Origin of the sequence: Mycobacterium numidiamassiliense, from assembly GCF_900157365.1 — a bacterium.
GTDB lineage: Bacteria > Actinomycetota > Actinomycetes > Mycobacteriales > Mycobacteriaceae > Mycobacterium > Mycobacterium numidiamassiliense.
Genome location: NZ_FUEZ01000003.1, coordinates 506,954 through 531,539 on the forward strand (window position 1 = coordinate 506,954; position 24,586 = coordinate 531,539).

Consider the following 24,586-nt stretch of genomic DNA (forward strand, 5'->3'; position numbering starts at 1 on the left):
AGATTGCAACCGCAACCGGGAATCCCAACGCCGTGACATCCTCACCCCCGGCCCAGCAAGCTGCCGCCGTCGCGGTCGGCTCGAACAACGAAACGCTAGCGCTCACAACATAATTTGCGCGCTGTTCACGGCATCGTTGCAAAGTCGACGGGCAGCGTGGGTAATCGCGCGCAAAGGTCGATCGCATCGGCCCGATGCACCAGGCCAGGAACGCGATGCTGGCCGCCGACGAAAGATCGAGGTGAAGGCAATGCGCAAACGACCGATCATCGCTGCAGGATCGGCGCTAGTGGCCCTCGCGTTCGGTGCGGGAATCGCGCACGCCGATCCGGACCCGAACGATCCCGGCGAAACGCGCAACTGGCCCTGTGGATACACGTTCGGACCAGTAAATACGCACGCGCCAATAGGAACGATCATGGCATGGCGTTACGCACGGCCGTGTCCACCGCCGCCCGCACCGGCGCCCGCACCGGCTGAATAACACTGACGGTCACGGCCAGTTCAAGGTTGACGGCAACGTCCGGGCTCATGATCCTCGACGGCGTTCCGGCACCCGGTGCAATCGCCGAGAACGGCGTGACCCAGGCCGGTGTCGATGCCCGCGATGCGATGTGGCAGGACCCTGACCTACTGCCCGATTCGGAGGATCTCGACGATCCGGCCGCGTCCATCGACCGCGTCATCGGCGGCGACACCAGCGGGATCGCCGAGTTCGAGCGCGACGCCGATGGCGGGCCCCGCGAAGGTGCTGTCGGCCCTGTGGACAGCTGAATCACCCTGCGTGACGGCCGTGGCACAGTGCTGGGATGGCGCAGCCCACGCCGTCCCTATATGCGCTGGACCCGGCGCTGCCGGTGCTGCTGCGGCCCGACGGCGCGGTGCAAGTGGGCTGGGATCCACGCCGGGCCGTGCTGGTCCGTCCACCGGGCGGCCTGCCCGCAACGGAGTTGGCCACGCTGTTGCGGTCGATGCGATCACCGATGGCGATCGGCGAACTGCAGCGACAAGCCATCGATCGCGGCTTGCGCGACGCCGACGGCCTGACGCACCTCGTCGCCCGGCTGGTCAGCGCGGGCGTCGCGACACGCGGCCGCCGCCAAGCCGGCGGCCGGGCGGCCTCGATTCGGGTGCACGGCCGCGGCCCGCTGTCGGACCTGCTCGTCGAGTCGCTGCGCTGCTCGGGGGCCCGCATCGCACACAGCAGCCAACCGCACGCCGCGATCTCCCGCGGCGGCGTGGATTTGGTGGTGCTGGCCGACTACCTCATCGCCGACCCGCGCCTGGTCCGCGACCTGCACAGCCAGGGCGTCCCGCATCTGGCCGTGCGGGTACGCGACGGCACCGGACTAGTCGGGCCACTCGTCATACCAGGAGTGACCTCGTGCCTGGGTTGTGCGGATCTACATCGCAGCGACCGCGATGCCGCGTGGCCTGCCATCGCCGCCCAGCTGCGCGAGACCGTCGGCGTGGCCGACCGGGCCACCGTGCTGGCGACCGCGGCATTGGCGCTCAGCCAGATCAACCGGGTCATCGCCGCGGTGCGCGGTCAACAGGAGGTGCCCGATCCCGGGCCGCCGCAGGCACTCAACGCCACTCTGGAGTTCGACCTCAGGAGTGGCACCATCGTCGCCCGGCAGTGGACGAGGCACCCGTCGTGCTCCTGCTGAGGTCCACTGTTACCCAGATCAATCCCGCGACTGACCACCGGTCGTGGATGATGGGGGTTGTGTCAGACATCAAACGGGGGCGGGCAGCGCGCAACGCCAAGCTGGCCAGCATTCCGGTCGGCTTCGCCGGCCGGGCAGCGTTGGGCTTCGGCAAGCGGCTGACCGGCAAGTCAAAGGACGAAGTGCAGGCTGAGCTGCTGGAGAAGGCGGCCAACCAGCTGTTCACCGTGCTGGGCGAGCTCAAGGGCGGCGCGATGAAGGTCGGCCAGGCCCTGTCGGTGATGGAAGCCGCGATTCCCGACGAGTTCGGCGAGCCCTACCGCGACGCGCTGACCAAACTGCAGAAGGACGCCCCGCCGCTGGCCGCCGAGAAGGTGCACCGGGTGCTCGACGCGCAGCTGGGCACCAAGTGGCGCGGCCGCTTCACCTCTTTCGACGACACCCCGGTGGCCTCGGCCAGCATCGGCCAGGTGCACAAGGCGATCTGGTCGGACGGCCGCGAAGTGGCCGTCAAGATCCAGTACCCGGGAGCCGACGAGGCCCTGCGCGCCGACCTCAAGACCATGCAGCGGCTGGTCGGGGTGTTCAAGCAGCTCTCACCGGGCGCCGACGTCGAAGGCGTGGTCGACGAGCTGATCGAGCGCACCGAGATGGAGCTCGATTACCGGCTAGAGGCCGACAACCAGCGTGCGTTCGCCAAGGCGTATCGCGACCACCCCCACTTCACCGTGCCCAAGGTCGTTGCCAGCGCGCCCAAGGTGGTGATCCAGGAGTGGATCGAGGGCGTGCCGATGGCCGAGATCATCCGCGATGGCACCCCCGACCAACGCGACCTGATCGGCACCCGGCTCCTCGAGCTCACCTTCGACGCGCCGCAGCGGTTGCAGATGCTGCACGGTGACGCCCATCCCGGCAACTTCATGTTGATGCCCGACGACAAGATGGGCGTCATCGACTTCGGGGCCGTGGCGCCGCTGCCCGGTGGTTTGCCGACCGAGCTCGGGATGATGATTCGGCTGGCCCGCGACAAGAACTACGACCTGCTGCTGCCGACGATGGAGAAGGCCGGGTTCATCCAGAAGGGCGGGCAGGTGTCCGTGCGCGACATCGACGAGATGCTGCGCCAGTACGTCGAGCCGATCGAGGTCGATGTCTTCCACTACACCCGTAAGTGGCTGCAGAAGCTGAGCACTGTGGAGATCGACAAATCGGTGTCGCAGATCAGGACGGCCCGGCAGATGGACCTACCACCCAAGCTGGTGATCCCGATGCGGGTGATCATGTCGGTGGCCGCGATCCTCTGCCAGCTCGACGCGCATGTGCCGATCAAGAGGCTGTCCGAAGAACTCGTCCCCGGATTCGCCGAGCCCGACGCCGCGGCTCTTTAGTCCCATCAGGTGGCTATCCCGTCAGGCGGCTTAGTCCCATCAGGCGGCTATCCCGTCCTTGCGGGGCCGTCCGCGCGGGCGTTTGTAGGCCAACACCGAGCCCTGCTCGATGATCTCGCCGCCCCACACGCCCCAGGGTTCGGCGCGTTCGAGCGCGTCGGCCAGGCAGCGCCGACGGACCGGGCAGCTCGCGCAGAGGGCCTTGGCCCGTTCCAGGTCGGCGGGGGTCTCGGCGAACCACAGGTTGGGATCGCCGACGTGGCACGGCAACACCGGCCGCGTCTGTCTAGGGACTGTCGATGCCGACATGAACTGCGCACCTGCTTCCTGGTTGGGTGTCCTTCTGCGGTGATCCGGACCAGGTAGCGGGCTTCGAAAAACTGAAGACCCAAAAACTGTGGCCACGGATCCTTGTGACTTCGGGTCCGTGGCCATGTGGTGTAGCGGGGTAGTTAGGTGAGACCCCAATCCACGGACGCGTCAGTCGCGGCGGCGGCGCGATGCTTACGCGCGGCCGCCGGCACGGCGGCGTGGGCGGCATGGGCGGTTGCCACGGTCAGCACCGTGCCGGCCACGCGTACACCAAAGACGGTGTCGATCATCGCGGCCACCTCCTCACGCCTGCGCACGCCAGCTCCCGCCGGCACGCCAAATGGATACTTCGAGAGTAAAGGGTAGCCCCAGGTGGAGACAAACGATTTTCTGACCTGCGCGTTTGCCGTCAGCGCGCGCGAACCAGGTCCAACACATCGGGGCCGTACTGCTCGAGCTTGCGGGCACCGATGCCCGGGATCGCGATCAGGGCCGCCTCGTCGTCGGGAAGCAGCTCGGCGATCGCGATCAGGGTGTTGTCGGTGAAGACGACATAGGCAGGCACCTTCTGCTCCTTGGCGACGTCGAGCCGCCAGGCCTTGAGCCGGGTCAACAACCCCTCGTCGATGTCGGCCGAGCACGTCTCACACCGTCCAAGCATGATCGCCGCCGGAGTCGTCAGATCGTGGTTGCAGATCCGGCACCGCGTCTTGGCGCCCCGGCCGCGGCGGGCTTTGGTCGGCGCCGGGTCGGCGCGCGTCTGCGGTGCGATGCCGTTGAGGAATCGCGACGGCTTGCGGCTCTGCCGTCCGCCAGGACTCCGCGACAGCGCCCAGCTGAGCGCCAAATGCATTCGGGCCCTTGTGATTCCGACGTAGAGCAGTCGACGCTCCTCTTCGACGGGCTCGCTCTCGGCGCCGTGCGCCAGGGCGTGCGAGATGGGGAGCGTGCCGTCGGCCAATCCGACCAGGAACACCGCGTCCCACTCAAGTCCTTTGGCGGCGTGCAGTGAGGCCAGCGTAACGCCCTGCACCACGGGTGGATGGCGGGCGTCGGCTCGGTTTCGCAGCTCGGTGACCAGTCCTAGAAAGTCCAGCTGCGGACGTTGCGCCACTTCGTCGTCGACCAACCCGGCCAGCGCGGTCAATGCCTCCCAGCGCTCCCGCGCCCGGGTGCCGACGGGTTCGGAGGCCGTCAACCCGAGGGGCTCCAGGATTTCCCGAACCAGCTCGGGCAACGGGCCCTCGGCACCGCGTTCGGCGGCGCGCTGCAGGGCCAGCAATGCCTGCTTGATTTCTTGGCGATTGAAGAAACCCTCGCCGCCGCGGACCTGATAGGCGATGCCCGCCTCGGTCAACGCTTCTTCGTAGATTTCGGACTGCGCGTTGACGCGGTAGAGCACCGCGATTTCCGATGGCGCGGTGCCGGATTCGATGAGCCGCGCGATCGCCTTCGCGACCGCGGCGGCCTCGGCCGTTTCGTCGGGATGCTCATGGAACGACGGCGCCGGACCGGGCGCGCGCTGGCCCGACAGCTGCAGCTTGCTGCCGGCGACCCGGCCACGCGCCGCGGCGATCACCTGGTTGGCCAGTGACACCACCTGCGGGGTGGACCGGTAGTCGCGCTCCAGACGCACCACCGTTGCGTCGGGGAATTGCCGGGAGAAGTCGAGCAGGAACCGAGGCGAGGCGCCGGTGAACGAGTAGATGGTCTGGTTGGCGTCGCCGACGACGGTCAGGTCGTCTCGATCGCCCAGCCACGCCGAGAGCACCCGCTGCTGCAGCGGGGTGACGTCTTGGTACTCGTCGACGACGAAGCAGCGGTAGCGATCCCGGAACTCCTCGGCCACCGCGGCGTCGTTTTCGATCGCGGCCGCGGTGTGCAGCAGCAGGTCATCGAAGTCGAGCAGCGTGACCGATTCGTCGCGGACCTTGAGTGCCTCGTAGGCCGTGTAGATGTCGGCGATCTTCGCGGCGTCCATCGGGATGTCGCGGCCGGCGGCGGCCACCGCGCTCGGGTACTGCTCGGGGCTGATCAACGATGCCTTGGCCCATTCGATTTCGCCGGCCAGGTCGCGCACGTCGTCGGTGCCGACGTTGAGCCTGGTCCGGCTGGCCGCCCGGGCCACGACGGCGAACTTGCTGTCCAACAGCTGCCACCCGGTCTCCCCGACCACCCGCGGCCAGAAATAGCGCAGCTGTCGGTGCGCTGCCGCGTGGAAGGTGAGGGCCTGCACCGCGCCGACGCCCGCTTGCACAGTGGCGTCGAGCAGGCGCAGCCGCGAGCGCATCTCGCCCGCCGCGCGCTGGGTAAAGGTGACCGCCAGCACCTGGCCCGCCGCGACATGACCACTGGCGACGAGGTGGGCAATGCGGTGTGTGATGGTGCGCGTCTTGCCCGTGCCAGCGCCGGCCAGCACGCAGACCGGTCCGCGCGCAGCGAGCACGGCTTCGAGCTGCTCGTCGTCCAGTCCGGCGGTCAACGGGTCGGCGACCATCGGCATGGCGTCCATCTTGGCAGCGCTCACCGACAAACCCGGGCGCGTCGGCTTGCCGAGCGTGTCGCGGCCCTCCCCGCCACGCGGGCGGGCACCCGCAGCGTGGAATGCGTCGTTGCTCGACTACGTTTAGCGACTATGGCCAATGCTCCGATCACCGTGTACACGACGTCCTGGTGTGGTTACTGCCACCGGCTCATGACGGTGCTCAAATCCAACGGGATCGCCTACGAGGCGGTCGACATCGAACACGACGCTGCGGCGGCGGATTTCGTCAGCAAGGCAAACGGTGGCAACCGGACGGTTCCCACGGTGAAGTTCTCCGACGGCTCGACGTTGACCAATCCGAGTGCGGCCGAGGTGAAAGCCAAACTGGCCGAGGTCACCGGCTAACCACGCCGCCGAAAGTTAGTGCGCAGCAAAGCGTCTTAACCGCTCTACGATACGAGATATGGCATCGAGTCTGCGATCCGCCGCGGTCGTCTGCTGCGCGGTGTTGATGTCGGCGTGCTCCTATACATACACCAACAAGTCGAACGTGGTCCATGCCCAACGCCTCGATGACATGATCGTCAGCGTCGAAGATGTCCGGCGAATCGCCGCGGCCGAAGATTTCGCGCCACACATAGAAGCGCACTTGCATAAGCCGCCACCCGCGGACCCGGCCGCGCCTGAGCCGTGCCGTGCGGTGGGATACAACGACCTCACGTTCGGTGGTGGCTGGTCAGACTTTCGCAGCGCGGGCTACAAGGGGGTTACCGATGACATAGATCCAGGCGGAAACTCGATGGTTAACGAAGTCAGCCAGGCAGTTGCCCGCTACCCGAGCTCGGACAAGGCCCAGGCCGCATTCCATAAGCTGGAGTCGTCGCTACAAGCCTGTGTTGCGTTGCACAATCCGAACTACGAGTTCACGCTGGACAAGCCGGATTCCGCAACCTTGCGGATCACCGACCTTCAGTGGTGCCACCTCTACCGCGCAAAAGCCGCGGTACTCGTCTCGGTCGGCGTGCTGGGTCTTGAAGCATCGAACCAGATCGCCGACACCATCTTGCAGACGATCACCGATCGCATCAAGTAGCGCCTCAGCCGGCCGCCGCCCAGGATTCGATGATCACCCGGGCGATCGAAATCGACCCGGGCAGAAGCAGTTTCGACTCCGCCGAGCTCGACCAATCGCCGGCATCCAGCGCCGCGCGCACTTCGGCGCGGGTGAACCACGACGCCTCGGCGATTTCGCCGTCGTTGAACGCGAACTCCTCATCCGGATCGCCAAGGGCGTGGAAGCCGACCATCAGCGAGCGCGGAAACGGCCACGGCTGGCTGCCCAGATAGCGAACGTCTCGCACGGTCAACCCGATCTCCTCGCGGATTTCGCGGACGACACACACTTCGAAAGACTCACCGGCTTCGACGAATCCGGCCAGCAGCGAGAACATCCGCTCGGGCCACACCGCTTGACGCGCCAGCACCGCACGGTCGCCGCCGTCGTGGACCAGACAGATCACCGCCGGGTCGATGCGCGGAAACTCCTCGTGACCCGTGACCGGGTTGACTCGCGACCAGCCCGCCCTGGCGGATTTCGTCGGCGACCCGTCGACCGCGCTGAACCGGGCGCTGTCATGCCAATTCAACAGCGCCACAGCCGAAGACATGAGTTGACTGCTGGTGTCGTCGAAGATGGGGCCCAGGCTGCGCAGGTTGACCACCTCGGCCCGCGCGTCCGGATCGTCGGGCGCTTGCAGCGCTCCGCGGATGGCCCACACATGCTGCCCGCCCTCGATGCGACCCAGGAATACCGCGTCCGGTGGCGGCTTCTCGGCGTGATCGGCCGCGGCGCCGAGCACCACTCGACCGTCGGCGACCAACACCTGGTTGCGCGAATCCACCCGCAGCAGAGCCGCATCCGCCCAGCCGGTGGTGGCTGCGTCGACGTCGGTGCGCAGCTGATCGGCGCGGTCGGCACCGACACGAGAAAGCAGCGGAACGCTCTGCAGTCGAAAGTCCACTAGTGTCCCGCGTTTCGGATGTAGAGCAGCCGATCGGTCGCCTCGATGGCATCCACCTCGGGTGCACCGATGCGCAGCAGCCGGCCGTCACGCACCACGCCCAGCACGATGTCGCGCAGGTGCCGCGGGGAACCACCGACTTCGGACTGCTCCACCTCGCGCTCGGCGATGGCCAGACCCTCGTCCGGAGTCAGCAGGTCCTCGATCATCTCCACGACAGTGGGAGTGGTGGTCGCCAGGCCGAGCAACCGCCCGGCGGTCTCCGAGGAAACGACCACCGAATCCGCACCCGATTGCTGCAGCAGATGCGAATTCTCGGCCTCACGGATGGACGCCACGATCCTGGCCTTGGGGGCGAGCTCGCGCGCCGTCAACGTCACCAGGACGGCGGTGTCGTCGCGGTTCGTGGCGACGATGATCGACGAGGCGTGCTGGGCGCCGGCCAGTCGCAGTACGTCAGACTTGGTGGCGTCGCCATGCACGGTAACCAGTCCGGCCGTCGCGGCGTGCTCGAGGGCGCCTCGATCGGTGTCGACGACGACGATCTCGCCCACGGCGGCCTCATCGCTGACCCTGGCCTCGACAGCTCTTTTCCCCTTGGTGCCGTAGCCGATCACGATGGTGTGGTTACGCACTTTGTTCCTCCAACGCTGGATCTTCCACCCCTGCCGGGATCGCTCGGAGAGCAGCTCGAGCGTCGTGCCGACCAACACCACCAGGAACGCGATCCGCAGCGGGGTGAAGATCACGGTGTTCACCAGGCGCGCGGCCTCGGTGTACGGGGTGATGTCGCCGTAGCCGGTCGTCGACAACGACACCGCCGAGAAGTAAAGGCAGTCCAGGAAGGTCAGCCGCTCGCCCCGCACGTCGCGGTAGCCGTTGCGGTCCAGGTACACAACGAGCGTGGCGGCGAACAACAGGAGCAGCGCGATGGTGAACCGGCGCGCGACGACGCGGATGGGGCTGCCGAGGTTTTCGGGGATGCGCAGCACCCCGACCAGCAGGTGGCCCGGCTGTGCGGCCAACGTCTCGTCGAGGCCCCGGAGTTGCCGCAACCTACCCTTGGGCACAGTCACCCGTCATCGGCTCAACGCACCGCACGCCTCACATGTAACCACGATCAACGGCCCTAGGCGCATCAGACGGCGACATCGCGGCCATCGTCCGAGCGGGCCAACAGCCCGGCCAACTCGGTGGCGTCGGGCAGTTCCTCGGGGATGACGGTGGTCCCGGTTCGCACGTAGTGGAAGGCGGTACGCACCGACGAGTGCGGACACCCGGTCAAGGCGGACCACGCCAACCGGTAGACGGCGAGCTGGACGGCGGCCTGCCGCATTGCTTCCGGCCCGTGCGGAGGCTCACCGGTTTTCCAGTCCACCACGGTGGCGCCCCCGTCGGGGTCGGCGAACACCGCGTCGATGCGGCCCCGCACCACGGTGTCGCCGATGGGCATCTCGAAGGGCACCTCGACGGCGACGGGTGTGCGGGCGGCCCATCGCGATGCGGTGAATGCCTCCTGCAGCGCGGCCAATTCCCGGGTGTCGCCGACATCCGAATCCACCGCGCCGGGCAGGTCGCTGAGGTCGAACAGCCACTCCGTCCCGTAGAACTGCTGAACCCACTCGTGAAAAGCGTTGCCCAGCAACGCGTGTGGGTCGGGACGGGCTGGCAGCCGATGCATCAACCGCTGCGCCGCGCCCGCCGGGTCGCGCGCCAGATCCACCAGGCCGCTGACGGACAACTGGCTGGGCAAAGCGCGGGCGACCGGCTGGGCCGACCGCGCGCGCTCGGCCAGCAAGGCGTCGACATCGGCGGCCCAGCCCTCGACGTCGGTGTCGGCGCCGTCCGTGCCGGCCGTCATCGCCTGGTCCGTCATCGCCTGGTCCGTCATCCGGTGGTCCGTCATCCGGTGGTCCGTCATCGCCTGGGCCACCAGCGCTGCCCCGCGTTCGACATCGCCGCGCCGTGTCGACAGCGGATCCGCTGGCCATACTGCCTCGATAATGTTGTCGCGCAGTGGGTTTCGCTCGCCGTCAGCGGGCGTGGACGCCCACTGCTCCACCACCCCGCAGGGATCACCGGCGGCGGTCGACCGGTCGATGATGCCTTTGAGTTCACAGAGGAAATCCGACGGCCCCCGCGGCTTGATCCCGGTGGCGCCCCAGTGATGGCCGGACACCAGCAGCGTGTCCTCGGCCCGGGTTATTCCCACGTACAGCAGCCGGCGTTCCTCGTCGATACGGCGCTGCTCGAGCTGGCGGCGATGCTCGGCGATCTTGTCCGACAGCTGCTTTCGGTTGGTGACATCCGAGGTGTCCAGCACCGGGACACCGAGGGAGCCTGCCGAGGACCGGTCGCCGCGCAGCAGCGGCGGCAGTTCGGCGGCGTCGCTGAGCCAGCTGCTGCGCGACGCGGTGGACGGGAACACCCCGCCCGACAGATGCGCGACCGCCACCACCTCCCACTCCAGGCCTTTCGCGGAATGCACGGTGAGCACCTGGACCCGATCCCGGGCGACGGTCAACGTGGCCGGCGGCAAACCGCTCTCGACGGCGTCGGCAGCATCCAGGTAGGCCAGCAGCCCCAGCACCGAGGCCGCCGCGGGTACGTCCATCGCACTGGCCGCGGCCGTTGTTCGTTCGGCGTAGCCGGCGGCCACGTCGGCGAAGGCGTCGAGGTGCTCGGCGCCGCCCCAGCCCGCGGAGACCCCCGCTGCGGCCCGGGCTTCACAGTCGACGCCCAGCACGCGACGCACCTCGGCCACCAGGTCGGGCAGGGCGTGGCCGAGATGGCCGCGCAGTGCACTGATCTCGGCGGCCAACGCGGTGATCCGCCCATATCCCGCAACCGAATACGCGGCGGCCGAACCGGGATCGCTGATCGCGTCGGCCAGACACGCGGTATCAGCATCCGGACCTGCGGCTATCGCGATCGACTCGGGCGAGGGCGCTTCGTCGCGGCGTTGCCGGCCGGCAAGGGCCACCGCGCGCTGCCACAGGGCGGCGATATCGCGCCCACCGAGGCGCCAGCGTGGACCGGTCAGCACCCGCATCGCCGCGGCACCTGCCGTCGGGTCGGCGACCAGGCGCAGCATGGCCACGACGTCGGCGACCTCGGGGATCGACAGCAGGCCGGCCAGACCGACGACCTCGACCGGGATACCGCGGGCGCGCAGCGCATCGGCGATGGGTGCGGCATCGGCGTTGCGGCGCACCAGCACCGCGGCGGTGGGCGGACTGACCCCCTCGGCGCGGGCCCGCTGGTAATGCCCGTGCAGGTGATCGGCGATCCACTCACGCTCGGCGCGCGCATCCACGAGTAACGCACAGCGGACGGTGCCGGGCGGGGCATCCGGGCGCGGGCGCAACGCGTGCACCGTGACGGAGCGCCGCCGCGCCTCGGCGGAGATCGCGTTGGCTACGTGCAGGGTGCGCGGCGGATTGCGCCAGCTGGTGCGCAGCTCCAGGACCGGCGCGGGAGTGCCGTCGGATCGGGGGAAGTCCGTGGTGAACCGCGGCAGGTTCGTGGCCGAGGCGCCGCGCCAGCCGTAGATCGACTGAATCGGATCTCCGACGGCCGTCAGCGCCAACCCGTCATCGACGCCACCACCGAACAGTGCCGACAAGGCGACTCGCTGGGCATGGCCGGTGTCCTGGTACTCGTCGAGCAGCACCACCCGGTAGCGGCCCCGCAGGTCCTGTCCCACTTGCGGGAAGGTCTCCGCAAGCCTTGCCGCAGAAGCCATTTGCATACCGAAGTCCATGACTTTGAGCGCGTGCATCCGCTGATTGAGCGCGTCGAGCAGCGGCACCAGCTCGGTACGCTCGGTCTGGGCGGCCAGCAGTCGCTGCAGCCACTGGCTGGGGCCGCGATCGCGCTGGTAGGGACCCGCCGGCAGGGTATGCACCAGCCGCTCCAGCTCCACGTGGGTGTCGCGGAGCTGGCCGGTGTCCACCAGGTGCTCGGCGAGCTGGCCCCACAATCGCAGCAGCATCGAGGTGATCGCGGCCGGGTTCTTCTCGGTGCACAGCTGTCCGTCGTACCGATTGACTACGTCGAAGGCCAACTGCCACAACTCGGTTTCGCTGAGCAGTCGGGTGTCCGGCTCGACCGGCAACAGCAGCCCGTAGTCCCGCAGCAACGACCCGGCAAAGGCGTGGTAGGTGCTGACCACCGGGGCGCCTGCAGTTTCGGCGCCCGGTTCGGGGGCCGCGGCGCCGCCCAACCCGATGCCGGCCAGCCGGGCCAGCCGGGACCGAACCCGGCGCAGCAGCTGGCCGGCGGCCTTGCGGGTGAAGGTCAAACCCAGCACCTGCCCGGGATCGGCGTATCCGTTGGCGACGAGCCACACCACCCGCGCGGCCATCGTCTCGGTTTTGCCCGCTCCGGCTCCGGCGATCACGACCAGCGGCCCCGGCGGCGCGGCAATGACGGCGGCCTGCTCGTCGGTGGGCGGGAAAACACCCAGCGCACGGGCTAATTCGGTGGGGCTGTAGCGCGGAGTCACCGTGCGGCCCCGTCGGCATGGGCCGGGCAGGACGGCCGGATCGGGCAGTGCGTGCAACCGTCATTGCGACGGGCGATGAACTGCGGCCCGGTCGTCGCGTCGGCCGCGCGCCGGACGGCGTCGCGCCATTCGTCGCGGGCGGCCGGTGTCAACGGATCCTGCTCGCGTTCGGTGACGCCCGCTGCCCCGGTCTTGCCGATGTACACCAGCCGCGCGCCACCGGGCTCCGCCCCGGGCGAGGCGGCGTCGATCATGCCTTCGGCCACCGCCAGTTGATACATCGCCAGCTGCGCGTGTTGCTGGGCGTCGTCCTTGCTGACCGGGGTTTTGCCGGTCTTGACGTCGACGATCACCAGCCGCCCGGCCCCATCCCGTTCCAGCCGGTCGACCCGGCCGCGCAGCCGGACCTCGCCGCCGTCCTCCCGCGACGTTGCCAGGACACCGTCGACCCCGACTTCCACCCCGACCTCGGTCAGTTGGGCGCGGGTCTGGGCGCGCCAATCGACGAACGCCTCGACCATGGCGCGGTGCCGGGCGTGTTCGTTGGCGGCATGCCAGCGCGCGTCGAACGGCAGGTGTTCCCAGGCGCGGTCCAGCTCGGCCAGCAGCTGGGCTTCGCTTCTGGCCGACTCGGCGATCAGCGCGTGCAACAACGAGCCAAGGGTCGAACGCAGATCTCGGGGGTTGGTCCCGCCGTGCCGTTCGATCAGCCAGCGCAGCGGGCAGTCGTTGAGGGTCTGCAGGGTCGACGGCGTCAAGGTGACCGGATCGTCGCCGCCGCAGAGCGGGTCGCTGGTGCTGACCGGGATCAGACCGTGCCACGCTTCGGGGTTGGCGCCCGGCACACCCGCATCGGCCAACCGCGCCAATTGTGTTGCGGCGTGGCGGCGGGCGACCTCGTCCACCGCGCCGTCCGGGGCGCAGACGACACCGCGCAACCGCCCGACCAGCGCCGCCGACGACAGCACTCGAGGTGCTGAAACCGGCTGCGCTCCTTCGAGATCGGGATCGGTGTCGGCCCACTGCGCGATCTCGTCGAAGAACGGCGACGGCAATGCGGCCTCCAGCCCAGGGCCGCCGGTGTCGCTGTCGATCGCGGTCACCAGCAGCCGGCGCCGGGCCCGGCCCATCGCCGCGATCAGCAGCCTGCGCTCCTCGGCCAGCAGCGGCGCGCGCACCGAGGCGTCCTTGGCTACGCCGTCGAGCACGTCGAGCAGTCGCTGGGTGCCCAGTACACCCCCGCGCGGAATCATGTTGGGCCACAACCCATCCTGCAAGCCTGCGATGACCACCAGATCCCATTCGTGGCCCAGGGCGGCGTGGGCACTGATCACCTGGACTTGGTCTGCCGTCGACGCCGGACCGCGGTTGACGCCCGGCAGCTGCAGGGCCGCGACGTGTTCGACGAGTCCGCGCAGCGACGCGCCCTGCGTGCGCGACACGTAGTGATCGGTGATGTCGAACAGCGCGGTGACCGCCTCGAGGTCGCGGGCGGCCTGGACGCCCGCGGGGCCGCCGCGCTCGATCGCGGTGAGCCAGCGGCGCTGTAGGCCGGACCGCTGCCACGCCGCCCACAGGGTGTAGCGGGGATCCTGGCCCTCGACGTGGCAGCGGGCTGCCGCGCCCAGGACCGCTTGCACTCGCTGCAGCGGGCGAAACTGCGCACCCGGCGTGCCCCGCGACACGGCCGCCACCAGCAGGGCACCGAAATCGTCTGGCGCGTCAACGGGTTTGGCGCGCAGCAGCGTCCGGCGCAGCTGTCGCAGCGAGACCGGGTCGAGGCGGCCGATGGGCCCGGTCAGCAGCGCCAGCGCCTGGTCGCGGTCGAGCCCGTCGGCGGTCGCCGCCAGAACCGTCAGCAACGCCCGCGCCGCGGGCTCCTCGACCAGCGGACCGCTGACGGCGGGAACGGCGACCGGGACCCCGGCGGCCGCCAACACCCGGGGCAGCCGGGCCCCCGCCCGCGGCACGGACCGGACGATGACCGCCATCTGCGACCACGGCACGCCGTCGACGAGGTGGGCACGGCGTAGCGTGTCGGCGATCATCGCGGCCTCGGCGTGCGCCGACGCGGCCCGGCGCACCGTCACCGATCCCTCGTCGGCGCCGGTGCCGTCGACGTGTCTACCGCTGTTAGCGCCGGGCAGGCGGCGCGCGATGCCGCTGACGGCGCGGGCCACCGCGGGCGCGCACCGGTGCGACGCCGTCAACGTCACCGACGGTGAATCGCCATCCAACAACCCGGCGGGCTCGCCGCCGCGGAACCCGAACACCGCCTGGTTGGGGTCACCGGCGACCAGCGCGAGTTCGGCGCCCGCGGCCAGCACCCGGACCAGCCGGGCCGCCTGCGGGTCGAGTTGCTGAGCGTCGTCGATCAACAACACCCGCACGCGGGCACGCTCGGCGGCCAGCAGTTCGGGATCGACCGCGAACGCCTCCAACGCCGCACCCACGAGTTCGGCGGCACCCAGCGCGGGCGTGGTCGCCTGCGGCGCCGCCGTGCCCACCGCGGCCCTCAGCAGCATCACCTGCTCGTACTGGCGCGCGAATTGACCGGCGGCGGTCCACTCCGGCCGGCGCGAGCGACGGCCCAGCCGCTCCAGCTCCTGGGCGTCCACACCGCGTTCGGCGCAGCGCGCCAACAAGTTTCGCAGTTCGGCGGCGAACCCCGCGGTGGTCAGGGCCGGCAGGAGATGTTTCGGCCACGCGACCGCCGCAGCGGGCCCGTCTTCGAGATCACCGGCCAGCAGCTCCCGGATGATGGCGTCCTGTTCGGCGCTGGTGACCAGCCGCGGCGGTGCATCGCCGGCGCGCTCGCCGGCCCGCCGCAACACCGCATACGCGTAGCTGTGCACGGTGCGCACCAACGGCTCGCGCACAGCGGCCGGGCAGGCGTCGCAGGCCTGCGATCGCAGCAACGCCGTCGTCAGGGCACTGCGCGCCCGAGTCGGAATCCGGCCCGAACCGGTAAGCAGCAGAACCGATTTCGGATCTATACCGCCGGTGATCTGTGCGACGGCGGCGTCGACCAATAGGCTGCTCTTTCCGGTACCGGGACCGCCAAGGATGCGCACCACGCCGCGGACGCCCGGCAGCAGAAGCGCATCTGCCTCGGTGCCCCAGGTGTACGACATGGGGGCATGCAATCACGAGGGTCTGACAAATCCGGCGCGGAGGCGTGACGTCGGCCCGCCCTGGCATCATCGACGCGTGAGCATCGACCTGAACGTCCACCGCTACGGTCCGCCCGGCCCGGTGCGGATGCTCGCTCTGCACGGACTGACCGGCCACGGCCAGCGTTGGCAGCAGCTGGCCGACTATCTGCCCGAAATCACCATCGCCGCGCCCGATCTGCTCGGCCACGGCAGGTCGTCGTGGGCCGCGCCGTGGACCATCGACGCCAATGTCGCGGCGCTGGGCGCATTGCTCGACGACGAGGCCGAGGCGCCGGTGCTGGTCGTCGGCCACTCGTTCGGGGGCGGGGTGGCCATGCATCTGGCCGCGGCACGGCCCGACCGGGTGGCGGGGCTGCTGTTGCTCGACCCGGCGATCGGCCTGGATGGCGGGTGGATGCGCGACATCGCCAACGGAATGTTGTCCTCCCCCGACTATCCCGATCCCGCGGAGGCCCGCGCGGAAAAGGCGACGGGCTCGTGGGCGGACGTGGATCCCGCCGTGCTCGACGCCGAACTCGACGAGCACTTGGTCGAGCTGCCGAGCGGGCGGTACGGCTGGCGCCTCAGCGTGCCGGCGATGATGTCCTATTGGAGTGAGCTGGCCCGCGCCACCGTGCTGCCCCCGGCGGGGACGCCCACCACCCTGGTGCGCGCCGCGTGGACGTCGCCGCCCTACGTCAGCGACCACCTCGTCGCCGGGTTGCAGCAACGACTGGGCGCCGATTTCGAGTTCTTGAGTTTCGAGTGCAACCACATGGTGCCGGCGGCAATGCCTACCGAGGTCGCCGCGCTGATCCGCAAGCAGCTGAAGGTGGGCTGACCGTGGCGCAGGTGACCGAGCAGCAGGTAGAACGGGTGCGCTCGCTGGTGGCGGCCATCCCGTCGGGCCGAGTCTCCACCTACGGCGACATCGCCGCTGTCGCAGGGCTTTCCAGCCCGCGGATCGTCGGATGGATCATGCGCACCGACTCCTCGGACCTGCCCTGGCACCGGGTGATCACCGCATCCGGGCGCCCGGCGCGCCATTTGACCACCCGGCAACTGGAACTGTTGCGCGCCGAGGGTGTGCTGGCCGTCGACGGCAGGATCGCGCTGAGCGAGGTTCGCTACGAGTTTCCTCAGTGAGCGCGCCGGCCTGCACCGAAATCGACGTTATCGACGGCCGTTTCGGCGTGTCGTCACGGTGGCGTCGATGTCGGCGACACCAAAGACCCGACACCAAAGACCCGACACCAAAGACCTAGAGGACCAGCCGAACCAAGGCCGCGGTGCGCGCCAGCCCCGGGAATGCGTCGGCGGTCGAGCGCGGGTGCAGCGCATGCACAGCTAAGCGAAACATCAACGCGCGCAACAACATCTGCGGCCATTCCGGCAGCGCGTTCCACCGTTCGATGAGCCCGTCGTCGGCCTCTCCCCAGGACAGCGCGTCGACGACGACCACGCCGGCGGCCCACGAGGCGGGCCGCCAGTAGGGCGTGATGTCGGTGATCCCCGGCGCGGCGGTGCCGATGAAAAGCACTGTGCCGTAAAGATCTCCGTGCACCAGCTGGTTGGGGCTCTTGGTTGGCTTGCGCAACGTGGCCAGCTGGTTGATCAGCTCGACGGATCGCTGACCGTCCGCCGGCGGCGGGGCGGTCCGTGCGCCCGGCGGCACCGATGCCAGCGGCCGCTCTTCCCACGCGGACCGGTCGGCGGCGATGAACACATCGACGTCCGACCACGGCGTCGTGGGCCCCTGGGTCAGGAATCGCGGGCGTTCCAGTTTGCCGGTGGCCTCGTGCAGCCGCACCGCCGCCGAGACGACCTCATCGTGGCGGGGTTCCGGCGTCCCGGCGACAAACGTGTCCGCCCGCCAGCCGGAGACCACATAGCGCCCGTCGGTCGAGCGGACCGGACGAGCCAGCCGCACCCCGTCGACGAACAACGTCTCGCGTACTCGCGCCGACCACGCAGCACGGGCATGGTCGGCGACGGTCGACAAAACGACTTCGCCGCATCGCCAACCACCTTCCCAGCTGGCGCCCAGCAAGACGGGTTTCACCCCGGCCAAACCGAACGCCGCTAGCACGTGCTCCGGCGGCGGCTCGACACTCACACGGGTTAGCGTAGTGGAGCCCACCGGGGGTATCGGGTTAGTACATCACCATGTCGGGTTGCATCTGTTGGGCCCACGCGACGATTCCGCCCTGCAAGTGCACAACATCGGAGAATCCGGCCTTCTTCAGCGCGGCCAGCGCCTCGGCCGAACGCACCCCCGTCTTGCAGTACAGCACCGCCGTGCGGTCGTGCGGAAGCTTTGCCAGCCCCTCGCCCGAGTTGATCGACGACTGCGGGATCAGCTGGGCGCCGTCGATGTGGTTGATGTCCCACTCCACCGGCTCGCGCACGTCGATCAGGGCCAGCTTCCTGCCGGAGTCCAGCAACGCGCGCAACTCCCGCGGGGTGATCGTGGAACCGCCGGCGACGTCCCCGGACACCGCGCCGCAGAACTCCTCGTAGTCGACAAGCCCGGCGATCTCGGGCGCGGATCTGTCCTTGCGGACGGTGATCGTGCGGTAGCTCATCGCGAGCGCGTCGTAGATCATCAGCCGGCCCAGCAGTGATTCACCGATGCCGGTGATCAGTTTGATCACCTCGGTTCCCATCACCGACGCGATGGACGCGCAGACGATGCCGAGCACGCCGCCTTCGGCGCAGGACGGGACCGCGCCCGGTGGCGGTGGCTCCGGGTACAGGTCGCGGTAGTTCAGCCCGCGGCCGCCGGGCGCGTCGTCCCAGAACACCGAGACCTGGCCCTCGAACCGGTAGATCGACCCCCAGACATACGGCTTGCCCGCCAGCACGGCAGCGTCGTTGACCAGATACCGGGTGGCGAAATTGTCGGTGCCGTCGACGATCAGGTCGTAGTGCCCGAACAGCGCGACGGCATTGCCCGCGTCCAGCCGGAACTCGTGCAGTCGCACCTCGACCAGCGGGTTGATCGCGACGATCGAGTCGCGCGCGGACTGCGCCTTGGACCGTCCGACGTCCGCGGTGCCGTGGATGATCTGGCGCTGCAGGTTCGACTCGTCGACGATGTCGAAGTCGACGATGCCGATGGTGCCGACGCCGGCCGCGGCCAGGTACAGCAGTGTCGGCGCGCCCAGCCCGCCGGCGCCGATCACCAGCACCCGGGCGTTCTTCAGCCGCTTCTGCCCGTCTACCCCGAGGTCCGGGATGACCAGGTGCCGGCTGTAGCGGGCCACCTCATCGCGCGTCAGCTCGGCGGCCGGCTCGACGAGCGGCGGCAACCGCGATCCGAGGTCTGACGCGTCGTGGACTTCCATCACCGCAATTGTCCGGTTTAGTGGCGATCAGCTCAACGCAGGTTCAGGCGATCGGATACGGCCAGGGGTTGAACCGGCACGTTTTGCCGTCGGCCTTGACGTCCGCGGGGTCGAATTTGGCGGCGTCGTCGTTGGAGGTGGAGAAGGTCTGTTGCATCATCACCGGCGCCAGGCCATCCTGCTGGTCGCACGGCTCGTGGCGCACATAGCCGATGGCGTGGCCGACCTCGTGGTTGATCGCGTACTGCCGGTACGACCCGACGTCGCCTTGGAAGGGCATGGCTCCGCGCACCCAGCGTGCCTCGTTGATGATCACCCGCGCCTGCTTGTCCGGGCCGAATACCGGGTTGTAGCAGGAGGTTTCCAGCCGGAATTCATAGCCACACCCCTCGCGCACCGTCACCGGGGACACCAGCGAGATACGGAAGTCGGGCTTGCCGTCGTCGATCCGGACGAAGGCGAATTGCGGATTGTGGGTCCAGCCCTTGGGATTGGCCAACGTCTGGTCGACCATCGAGGCGAATGCGTTGTCGCCGCCGAACATCGAGGGGTCCAGGCCGTTTTCCACCTCGACGGTGTAGTGAAACACCTTCGCGGTACCCCGACCGACCTGCGGCGTGGTACCCGGCACGACATGCCAGGTCTTGTCGCCAGCTTCGGTGAAGGGACCGCCGTCGGGCAGCGTCCCGGCCGGCAGATTGGCGTCGAACGTGGCAAGCCCGCGAGGCGGTGCGTCGAGGATCGACGTGCCCACCGCACCGATCACCGGCGGGCCCTGAATGGGCTGGCTTGCGGCCGGTTTCGTCGTGCTGGTGCCGGTCACCGTCTGATAGAGCACCACCGAAGTGAGGGCCACCAGCACGGGCAACGCGTAGGCACGCCAGCCATAGGTGGAGATGAACCGGCCCAGCCATGTCTGCTTGCGCCATTGCCGCGGCCGGTCCCGGTCGGCCCGGACCCGTCCGGCGTCGCGGGCGATCGGGTCGCGCAGGGCCCGAAGTGGTTCTCGCCACTGGTCGTGCAGGGCGGGAGCTCGTCCGGTGCCGCGCACGGGTCCGTCGGACGTCATTGCCCCAGGATTGCACAGCTCGCAGTGCGGGCGCCCCTGGCGCGCCCGAGCGTGCAGCGCACGACACCCTTTTCGCCAGCGACGCCGATGCCGGTCGCGAACACATGGCGGGTAGTAATGTCGTTGCGACGAGCGCGGCTTACTCCGACGGGATCGGCGGTCAGTCGCCACGAATAGATGAGGACTCGATGAGCGATGTCGCCAAGGCAGCGCCCCGGCGTGCCGGTGGTCGGCCGGCCGACGGCATGGCGAACGCGAACCGGCGGGGCAATCGGCTGCCCCGCGACGAGCGCCGTGGCCAGTTGCTCATCGTGGCCAGCGACGTCTTCGTCGACCATGGCTACCACGCCGCCGGCATGGACGAGATCGCCGAACGCGCCGGGGTTAGCAAACCCGTTCTTTACCAACACTTTTCGAGCAAGCTAGAACTGTATCTGGCGGTGCTCAACCGGCACGTCGAGAACCTGGTCTCCGGTGTGCAGAAGGCGCTGCGCACCACCACCGACAACCGGCGGCGGTTGCACGCCGCGGTCCAGGCGTTCTTCGACTTCATCGAGCACGACAGCCAGGGCTACCGGCTGATCTTCGAGAACGACTACGTCACCGAGCCCGAGGTCGCCGCGCAGGTACGGGTCGCCACCGAATCGTGCATCGACGCGGTATTCGACCTGATCAGCGCGGACTCCGGGTTGGACCCCCACCGCGCCCGGATGATCGCGGTCGGGCTGGTCGGCATCAGCGTCGACTGCGCCAGGTACTGGCTGGACTCCGATCGTCCGATTTCCAAGTCGGACGCCGTCGACGGCACCGTCGCATTCGCCTGGGGCGGGCTGTCACACGTGCCGCTTACTCGCCCTTAGCGCCTTTACCGCCAGCCTTGGCGTCCGCGCCCGCGCCGATGCCGAAGCCCACCCGGCGGCCGTCGGCGACGCCGATCTCGACATAGGCGATCTTGGCCGTGTTGACCAGGAAGCGACGGCCCTTGTCGTCGTTCAGGCTGAGCAGATTCGAGCTTCCCCCCAGCGCGGCGGACACGAGTTCTTCGACCTCACCGGGCGTCTGCGCGCTGGAAAAGGCCAGCTCGCGTGGGCTGTCCGTGATACCGATCTTGACCTCCACCGGGGCCCCTTCCATTCGTGTTTCGTTCCAGACGCGTCAGCAGCAGGCTAGTGGACGCGTGCGGCCCCGGCTGACGCAGCTGGGCCCCGCGGGCTTCGCGTTAAGCGAAACCCAGGTTGTCGGTCGGTAACGATTCGCTCCCAGCTGGGTCAACATGGTCGCGCGCGCCCCGATCCGCAGCTTTCGCATCCGTAGCATCGGCACCATCAGTAACACACTTCACGATCTCGACGGCCTAGTCCGCGGCTACGACGAGGACTACCCCGACGACGACTACGACGGAGCCGAGTACGACGACGGCTACGGCGAACTCGCCTGGCCGACCGACCCCCGCTGGCGTCCGGTCGCCGCGGTCATCGGCGCCGTCATCGCCGTCGGCGCCGTCGCCACCGCCGTGGTCATCAACTCCGGCGACAGCGCGTCGACGAAAGCCACAGTGGGACCCCGGCCGGTGACCTCCGCGCCCGCGACCACCAGCGCGCCCCGCGCGTCGACCAGCCCGGCTCCTGGTACCTCACCTGCACCGCAGCTGCCGCCCGAGACGGTCACCACGCTGACACCCGGCGCCGCGCCGCCGGGAATGATCACCCCCGCGCCGCTGCCCACCTACCTGCCGCCCAGGGCCGCGCCGCCCCTGGCATTGCCGCCGACAGCGCTGCCGCCCGCCGCCCTACCGCCGACGGCGGCACTGAATCCGAGCACGGTCATCTACAGCGTGGCCGGGACCAAGCAGCTGATGGATTTCGTGACCGTCGTCTACACCGACGCCCAGGGCTACCCGAAGACGGAGTTCAACGTCGCGCTGCCCTGGACCAAGGAAGTGGTGCTCAACCCGGGCGTCACGACCCAATCCGTGATCGCGACCAGCATCTACAGCCATCTGAACTGCTCGGTCGTCAACGCCCAGGGCCAGGTGGTCGTGGCGTCGACCAACAACACGACGATGGCGACCTGCACCCGCTGAGACCAGCGGCGCAACCAGTCAGCTGAGGCCGAGTTCGCGCATCCTGCGGTCGTGTGTCTGCTGCAATCTGTCGAAGAACGCGCTCAGCGGGCCCAGCCCGCCGGCCCCCGACACCACCAGATCGACCAGTTCGTCGTGGTCGGCCAGCAGATATTGGGCCTGGGTGATCGCCTCGCCGAACAGCCGGCGCGACCACAGCGCCAACCGGCTGCGCTGTTTGCCGCTCGAGGTCACCGCGGCGCGCACCTCGGCGACGACGAACTGCGAGTGCCCGGTCTCCGACAGCGCCGCCCGCACCACATCGGCGATCTCGTCGGGCAGCCCGTCGGCGATCTCGAGATACAGATCGGCGGCCAGCGCGTCACCGACATAGGTCTTCACCAACGCTTCGAGCCAGGTGCTCGGCATGGTGAGCCGGTGGTAGTTCTCCAGCGTCGACACGTATCTCGACATGGCCGAGACCACGTCGACGCCACGCTTTTCCAACGCGTCGTGCAGCACCTCGTAGTGCTGCATCTCGGCGGCGGCCATACTCGCCATCGAGATCCGTCCCCGCAGGTCAGGGGCCATCCGCGCCTCGTCGGTCAGCCGGTAGAACGCGGCTACCTCGCCGTAGGCGAGCACCGCGAACAGCTCGTTGACACCCGGATGGTCCGCCGTCAGGCGTGAGGCTGGTGAGTCGTCCACCCGGTCCGCGGAGGAGGCCGAAGTCATGGGCATCACTCTAGTCGGCGCACCTGGAAGAAGATGGGCCTCAGCTGTCGACCAGCTATCATGCAGATAGATAGTGGCTGTATTTCTGCTACCGCCGCCGCTATCAGCGAAATGTGCGTGCACAGCGGGCCCACCAAAAGACTTGGGGCCTGCGACTCGGCGACGTATTCGGAGTCGGCACTCAGTGCGCGCGTGACCGTGACAGAGAACACCGTCATACACCCGAATACCGTCACCGAAAGGCACCCCACTCCCATATGACCGAACTGACAAGCGCGACTGAAACCATCCCCCAAACGACATTTGCCGACCTCGGAGTCCGCGACGAAATAGTCCGCGCACTGACCGAAAAGGGCATCGAGCATCCGTTTGCCATCCAAGAACTGACCCTGCCGCTGGCGCTGGCCGGCGACGACGTGATCGGCCAGGCCCGCACCGGCATGGGCAAGACCTTCGGGTTCGGCGTGCCGCTGCTGCAGCGCATCACCACCGACGCCGACGCGCGACCGCTCACCGGCGCACCGCGGGCCCTGATCGTGGTGCCCACCCGTGAGCTGTGCCTGCAGGTCACCGAGGACCTGGCCACCGCCGCCAAATACCTGACCGCTGGAACAGCGGAAGGCCGCACGCGGCCGTTGGCCGTGGTCTCCATTTACGGCGGACGGGCCTACGAGCCGCAGATCGAGGCGCTGCAGACCGGCGCCGATGTCGTGGTGGGCACACCCGGCCGGCTGCTGGACCTGTCGCAGCAGGGTCACCTGCAACTGGGCGGGCTTTCGGTGCTGGTGCTCGACGAGGCCGACGAGATGCTCGACCTGGGCTTCTTGCCGGACATCGAGCGCATCCTGCGCCAGATCCCCGTCGAGCGTCAGGCGATGCTCTTCTCAGCGACCATGCCGGGCCCCATCATCACGTTGGCCCGGACCTTCATGAATCAGCCGACGCACATCCGCGCCGAGGCCCCGCAATCGTCCGCCACGCACGACACGACCGAGCAGTTCGCCTTCCGCGCCCACGCGCTGGACAAGGTCGAAATGGTCACCCGCGTGCTGCAGGCCGAGGGCCGCGGCGCGACGATGATCTTCACCCGCACCAAGCGCACCGCCCAGAAGGTCGCCGACGAGCTCGCCGAGCGCGGCTTCAAGGTGGGCGCCGTGCACGGCGACCTGGGTCAGATCGCCCGAGAGAAGGCGCTCAAGGCGTTCCGCAGCGGCGAGGTCGACGTGCTGGTGGCCACCGACGTCGCCGCCCGCGGCATCGACATCGACGACATCACCCACGTCATCAACTACCAGATCCCCGAGGACGAGCAGGCCTATGTGCACCGCATTGGCCGCACCGGCCGTGCCGGCAAGACCGGCATCGCGGTCACCCTGGTCGACTGGGACGAGCTGCCCCGCTGGACGATGATCGACAAGGCGCTTGGCCTGAACAACCCCGATCCGGTCGAGACGTACTCAAACTCCCCGCACCTGTACGCCGAGCTGGGCATCCCGCCCGAGGCAACCGGCACGGTCGGCGCGGCACGTAAGTCGCCGGTGAAGCGCCGCGAGAACGAGAGCAGGAGCTCCTCCGATGGCCAGAAGCCGGCGCGTAACCGCTCCGGCAACCGGCGGCGTACGCGCGGCGGCCAGCCCGTCTCCGGACACCCCGCAGGCGCCGCGCCCGCGGGCACCAACGGTGAAGCCGCCACCGACGCGGGCCCGGGTGCTCCGACCAACAACGGGGCCACTAACGGGGCCACCAACGGCGCGACCAACCGGCGTCGCCGCCGTCGCCGCAAGCCGACTGAGAGCACCGCCGCCTCCGCGCCTTCCAACTGAGTCCACGCTGGC

Annotated in this window: 21 protein-coding genes and 1 pseudogene; 10 read left to right on the top strand and 12 right to left on the bottom strand. The window is 68.9% G+C overall.

What is annotated here, in order from left to right; translation table 11 throughout:
* Positions 1 to 558 precede the first annotated feature (558 nt).
* The 3 genes and pseudogenes from MNAB215_RS02195 to MNAB215_RS02205 all read left to right on the top strand — a co-directional run.
* Positions 559 to 774: pseudogene (locus MNAB215_RS02195) on the top strand (zinc-dependent metalloprotease); the annotation flags it as partial.
* Positions 775 to 809: 35 nt separating this feature from the next.
* Positions 810 to 1,670, top strand: a complete 861-nt coding sequence (locus tag MNAB215_RS02200; protein ID WP_077077259.1) for a cyclodehydratase — start codon at positions 810 to 812, stop codon at positions 1,668 to 1,670.
* Between the two features lie 47 nt (positions 1,671 to 1,717).
* Entirely contained in the window at positions 1,718 to 3,058 is a 1,341-nt protein-coding gene (locus MNAB215_RS02205) for a macrolide-binding ATPase MABP-1 (RefSeq protein WP_077078347.1), read from the top strand.
* Between the two features lie 39 nt (positions 3,059 to 3,097).
* On the opposite strand, the gene MNAB215_RS02210 is transcribed toward MNAB215_RS02205, so the two are convergent.
* From MNAB215_RS02210 to MNAB215_RS02215, 3 genes are all read right to left on the bottom strand, one after another.
* A complete protein-coding gene (locus MNAB215_RS02210; protein WP_077077260.1) occupies positions 3,098 to 3,367 on the bottom strand; it encodes a WhiB family transcriptional regulator in 270 nt (89 codons plus the stop codon).
* A gap of 143 nt (positions 3,368 to 3,510) precedes the next feature.
* Positions 3,511 to 3,705 carry a hypothetical protein gene (locus MNAB215_RS29375; protein WP_131829073.1) on the bottom strand — a complete coding sequence of 65 codons (195 nt, stop codon included), beginning with the start codon at positions 3,703 to 3,705 and terminating at the stop codon, positions 3,511 to 3,513.
* A 74-nt stretch (positions 3,706 to 3,779) separates the two neighbouring features.
* Entirely contained in the window at positions 3,780 to 5,873 is a 2,094-nt protein-coding gene (locus MNAB215_RS02215) for an ATP-dependent DNA helicase UvrD2 (protein WP_165691538.1), read from the bottom strand.
* A gap of 132 nt (positions 5,874 to 6,005) precedes the next feature.
* Between MNAB215_RS02215 and mrx1 the strand changes: the two genes are divergently transcribed.
* On the top strand, positions 6,006 to 6,260 hold the full coding sequence (mrx1, locus tag MNAB215_RS02220) for a mycoredoxin Mrx1 (RefSeq protein ID WP_077077262.1): 255 nt from the start codon (positions 6,006 to 6,008) through the stop codon (positions 6,258 to 6,260).
* Positions 6,261 to 6,318: 58 nt separating this feature from the next.
* Positions 6,319 to 6,948, top strand: a complete 630-nt coding sequence (locus MNAB215_RS02225; RefSeq protein ID WP_077077263.1) for a sensor domain-containing protein — start codon at positions 6,319 to 6,321, stop codon at positions 6,946 to 6,948.
* A 4-nt stretch (positions 6,949 to 6,952) separates the two neighbouring features.
* Here the strand turns inward: MNAB215_RS02225 and nudC are convergent, their stop codons facing one another.
* The 4 genes from nudC to MNAB215_RS02245 all read right to left on the bottom strand — a co-directional run bounded on the left by nudC (position 6,953) and on the right by MNAB215_RS02245 (position 15,517).
* Positions 6,953 to 7,876 (bottom strand): NAD(+) diphosphatase, encoded by a 924-nt coding sequence (gene nudC / locus MNAB215_RS02230; protein WP_077077264.1) that lies wholly within the window; start codon positions 7,874 to 7,876, stop codon positions 6,953 to 6,955.
* On the bottom strand, positions 7,876 to 8,946 hold the full coding sequence (locus tag MNAB215_RS02235; RefSeq protein ID WP_077077265.1) for a potassium channel family protein: 1,071 nt from the start codon (positions 8,944 to 8,946) through the stop codon (positions 7,876 to 7,878). The genes nudC and MNAB215_RS02235 overlap by 1 nt, the downstream gene beginning before the upstream one ends.
* Positions 8,947 to 9,014: 68 nt before the next feature.
* Entirely contained in the window at positions 9,015 to 12,413 is a 3,399-nt protein-coding gene (locus MNAB215_RS02240; RefSeq protein WP_425436417.1) for an ATP-dependent helicase, read from the bottom strand.
* On the bottom strand, positions 12,380 to 15,517 hold the full coding sequence (locus tag MNAB215_RS02245; RefSeq protein WP_077077266.1) for an ATP-dependent helicase: 3,138 nt from the start codon (positions 15,515 to 15,517) through the stop codon (positions 12,380 to 12,382). Before MNAB215_RS02245 ends, MNAB215_RS02240 begins: the two co-directional genes overlap by 34 nt.
* Before the next feature lie 127 nt (positions 15,518 to 15,644).
* Between MNAB215_RS02245 and MNAB215_RS02250 the strand changes: the two genes are divergently transcribed.
* The gene (locus MNAB215_RS02250) at positions 15,645 to 16,379 is read left to right on the top strand and encodes an alpha/beta hydrolase (protein ID WP_425436418.1); all 735 of its coding nucleotides are present in this window, start codon (positions 15,645 to 15,647) and stop codon (positions 16,377 to 16,379) included.
* Positions 16,380 to 16,381: 2 nt separating this feature from the next.
* Positions 16,382 to 16,684 (top strand): MGMT family protein, encoded by a 303-nt coding sequence (locus MNAB215_RS02255; RefSeq protein WP_077077268.1) that lies wholly within the window; start codon positions 16,382 to 16,384, stop codon positions 16,682 to 16,684.
* A gap of 115 nt (positions 16,685 to 16,799) precedes the next feature.
* Here MNAB215_RS02255 and MNAB215_RS02260 read toward each other — a convergent pair whose 3' ends face one another.
* Genes MNAB215_RS02260 through MNAB215_RS02270 form a run of 3 tightly spaced genes read right to left on the bottom strand, consistent with a single transcriptional unit; the run spans position 16,800 to position 19,954 of the window.
* The gene (locus tag MNAB215_RS02260) at positions 16,800 to 17,654 is read right to left on the bottom strand and encodes a TIGR02569 family protein (protein ID WP_077077269.1); all 855 of its coding nucleotides are present in this window, start codon (positions 17,652 to 17,654) and stop codon (positions 16,800 to 16,802) included.
* A gap of 37 nt (positions 17,655 to 17,691) precedes the next feature.
* A complete protein-coding gene (moeZ, locus tag MNAB215_RS02265) occupies positions 17,692 to 18,885 on the bottom strand; it encodes an adenylyltransferase/sulfurtransferase MoeZ (RefSeq protein ID WP_077077270.1) in 1,194 nt (397 codons plus the stop codon).
* A gap of 43 nt (positions 18,886 to 18,928) precedes the next feature.
* On the bottom strand, positions 18,929 to 19,954 hold the full coding sequence (locus MNAB215_RS02270; protein ID WP_083745981.1) for a DUF3152 domain-containing protein: 1,026 nt from the start codon (positions 19,952 to 19,954) through the stop codon (positions 18,929 to 18,931).
* Between the two features lie 188 nt (positions 19,955 to 20,142).
* Between MNAB215_RS02270 and fasR the strand changes: the two genes are divergently transcribed.
* Positions 20,143 to 20,814: an HTH-type transcriptional activator FasR gene (gene fasR / locus MNAB215_RS02275; RefSeq protein WP_077077271.1), complete on the top strand. Its 672-nt coding sequence runs from the start codon at positions 20,143 to 20,145 to the stop codon at positions 20,812 to 20,814.
* Here fasR and MNAB215_RS02280 read toward each other — a convergent pair.
* Positions 20,801 to 21,073, bottom strand: a complete 273-nt coding sequence (locus MNAB215_RS02280; protein WP_077078350.1) for a DUF3107 domain-containing protein — start codon at positions 21,071 to 21,073, stop codon at positions 20,801 to 20,803. The genes fasR and MNAB215_RS02280 overlap by 14 nt on opposite strands.
* A gap of 205 nt (positions 21,074 to 21,278) precedes the next feature.
* Between MNAB215_RS02280 and MNAB215_RS02285 the strand changes: the two genes are divergently transcribed.
* Positions 21,279 to 22,037: an MmpS family transport accessory protein gene (locus MNAB215_RS02285; RefSeq protein ID WP_165691540.1), complete on the top strand. Its 759-nt coding sequence runs from the start codon at positions 21,279 to 21,281 to the stop codon at positions 22,035 to 22,037.
* Positions 22,038 to 22,055: 18 nt separating this feature from the next.
* Here the strand turns inward: MNAB215_RS02285 and MNAB215_RS02290 are convergent, their stop codons facing one another.
* Entirely contained in the window at positions 22,056 to 22,751 is a 696-nt protein-coding gene (locus tag MNAB215_RS02290; RefSeq protein ID WP_077078351.1) for a ferritin-like fold-containing protein, read from the bottom strand.
* A 257-nt stretch (positions 22,752 to 23,008) separates the two neighbouring features.
* On the opposite strand from MNAB215_RS02290, the gene MNAB215_RS02300 reads away from it, so the two are divergent.
* Positions 23,009 to 24,574 (top strand): DEAD/DEAH box helicase, encoded by a 1,566-nt coding sequence (locus tag MNAB215_RS02300; protein ID WP_077077274.1) that lies wholly within the window; start codon positions 23,009 to 23,011, stop codon positions 24,572 to 24,574.
* The last annotated feature ends 12 nt before the right edge of the window (positions 24,575 to 24,586 follow it).

Bases quoted from the DNA above. Each gene is read 5' to 3' on its own strand.
- MNAB215_RS02225 (WP_077077263.1), top strand. From the start codon at position 6,319: ATGGCATCGAGTCTGCGATCCGCCGCGGTCGTCTGCTGCGCGGTGTTG.
- MNAB215_RS02250 (WP_425436418.1), top strand. From the start codon at position 15,645: ATGCTCGCTCTGCACGGACTGACCGGCCACGGCCAGCGTTGGCAGCAG.
- moeZ (WP_077077270.1), bottom strand. From the start codon at position 18,885: ATGGAAGTCCACGACGCGTCAGACCTCGGATCGCGGTTGCCGCCGCTC.
- mrx1 (WP_077077262.1), top strand. From the start codon at position 6,006: ATGGCCAATGCTCCGATCACCGTGTACACGACGTCCTGGTGTGGTTAC.
- MNAB215_RS02215 (WP_165691538.1), bottom strand. From the start codon at position 5,873: ATGCCGATGGTCGCCGACCCGTTGACCGCCGGACTGGACGACGAGCAG.
- MNAB215_RS02200 (WP_077077259.1), top strand. From the start codon at position 810: ATGGCGCAGCCCACGCCGTCCCTATATGCGCTGGACCCGGCGCTGCCG.
- MNAB215_RS02245 (WP_077077266.1), bottom strand. From the start codon at position 15,517: ATGTCGTACACCTGGGGCACCGAGGCAGATGCGCTTCTGCTGCCGGGC.
- MNAB215_RS02205 (WP_077078347.1), top strand. From the start codon at position 1,718: ATGATGGGGGTTGTGTCAGACATCAAACGGGGGCGGGCAGCGCGCAAC.
- MNAB215_RS02290 (WP_077078351.1), bottom strand. From the start codon at position 22,751: ATGACTTCGGCCTCCTCCGCGGACCGGGTGGACGACTCACCAGCCTCA.
- MNAB215_RS02300 (WP_077077274.1), top strand. From the start codon at position 23,009: ATGACCGAACTGACAAGCGCGACTGAAACCATCCCCCAAACGACATTT.
- MNAB215_RS02210 (WP_077077260.1), bottom strand. From the start codon at position 3,367: ATGTCGGCATCGACAGTCCCTAGACAGACGCGGCCGGTGTTGCCGTGC.
- MNAB215_RS02270 (WP_083745981.1), bottom strand. From the start codon at position 19,954: ATGACGTCCGACGGACCCGTGCGCGGCACCGGACGAGCTCCCGCCCTG.
- fasR (WP_077077271.1), top strand. From the start codon at position 20,143: ATGAGCGATGTCGCCAAGGCAGCGCCCCGGCGTGCCGGTGGTCGGCCG.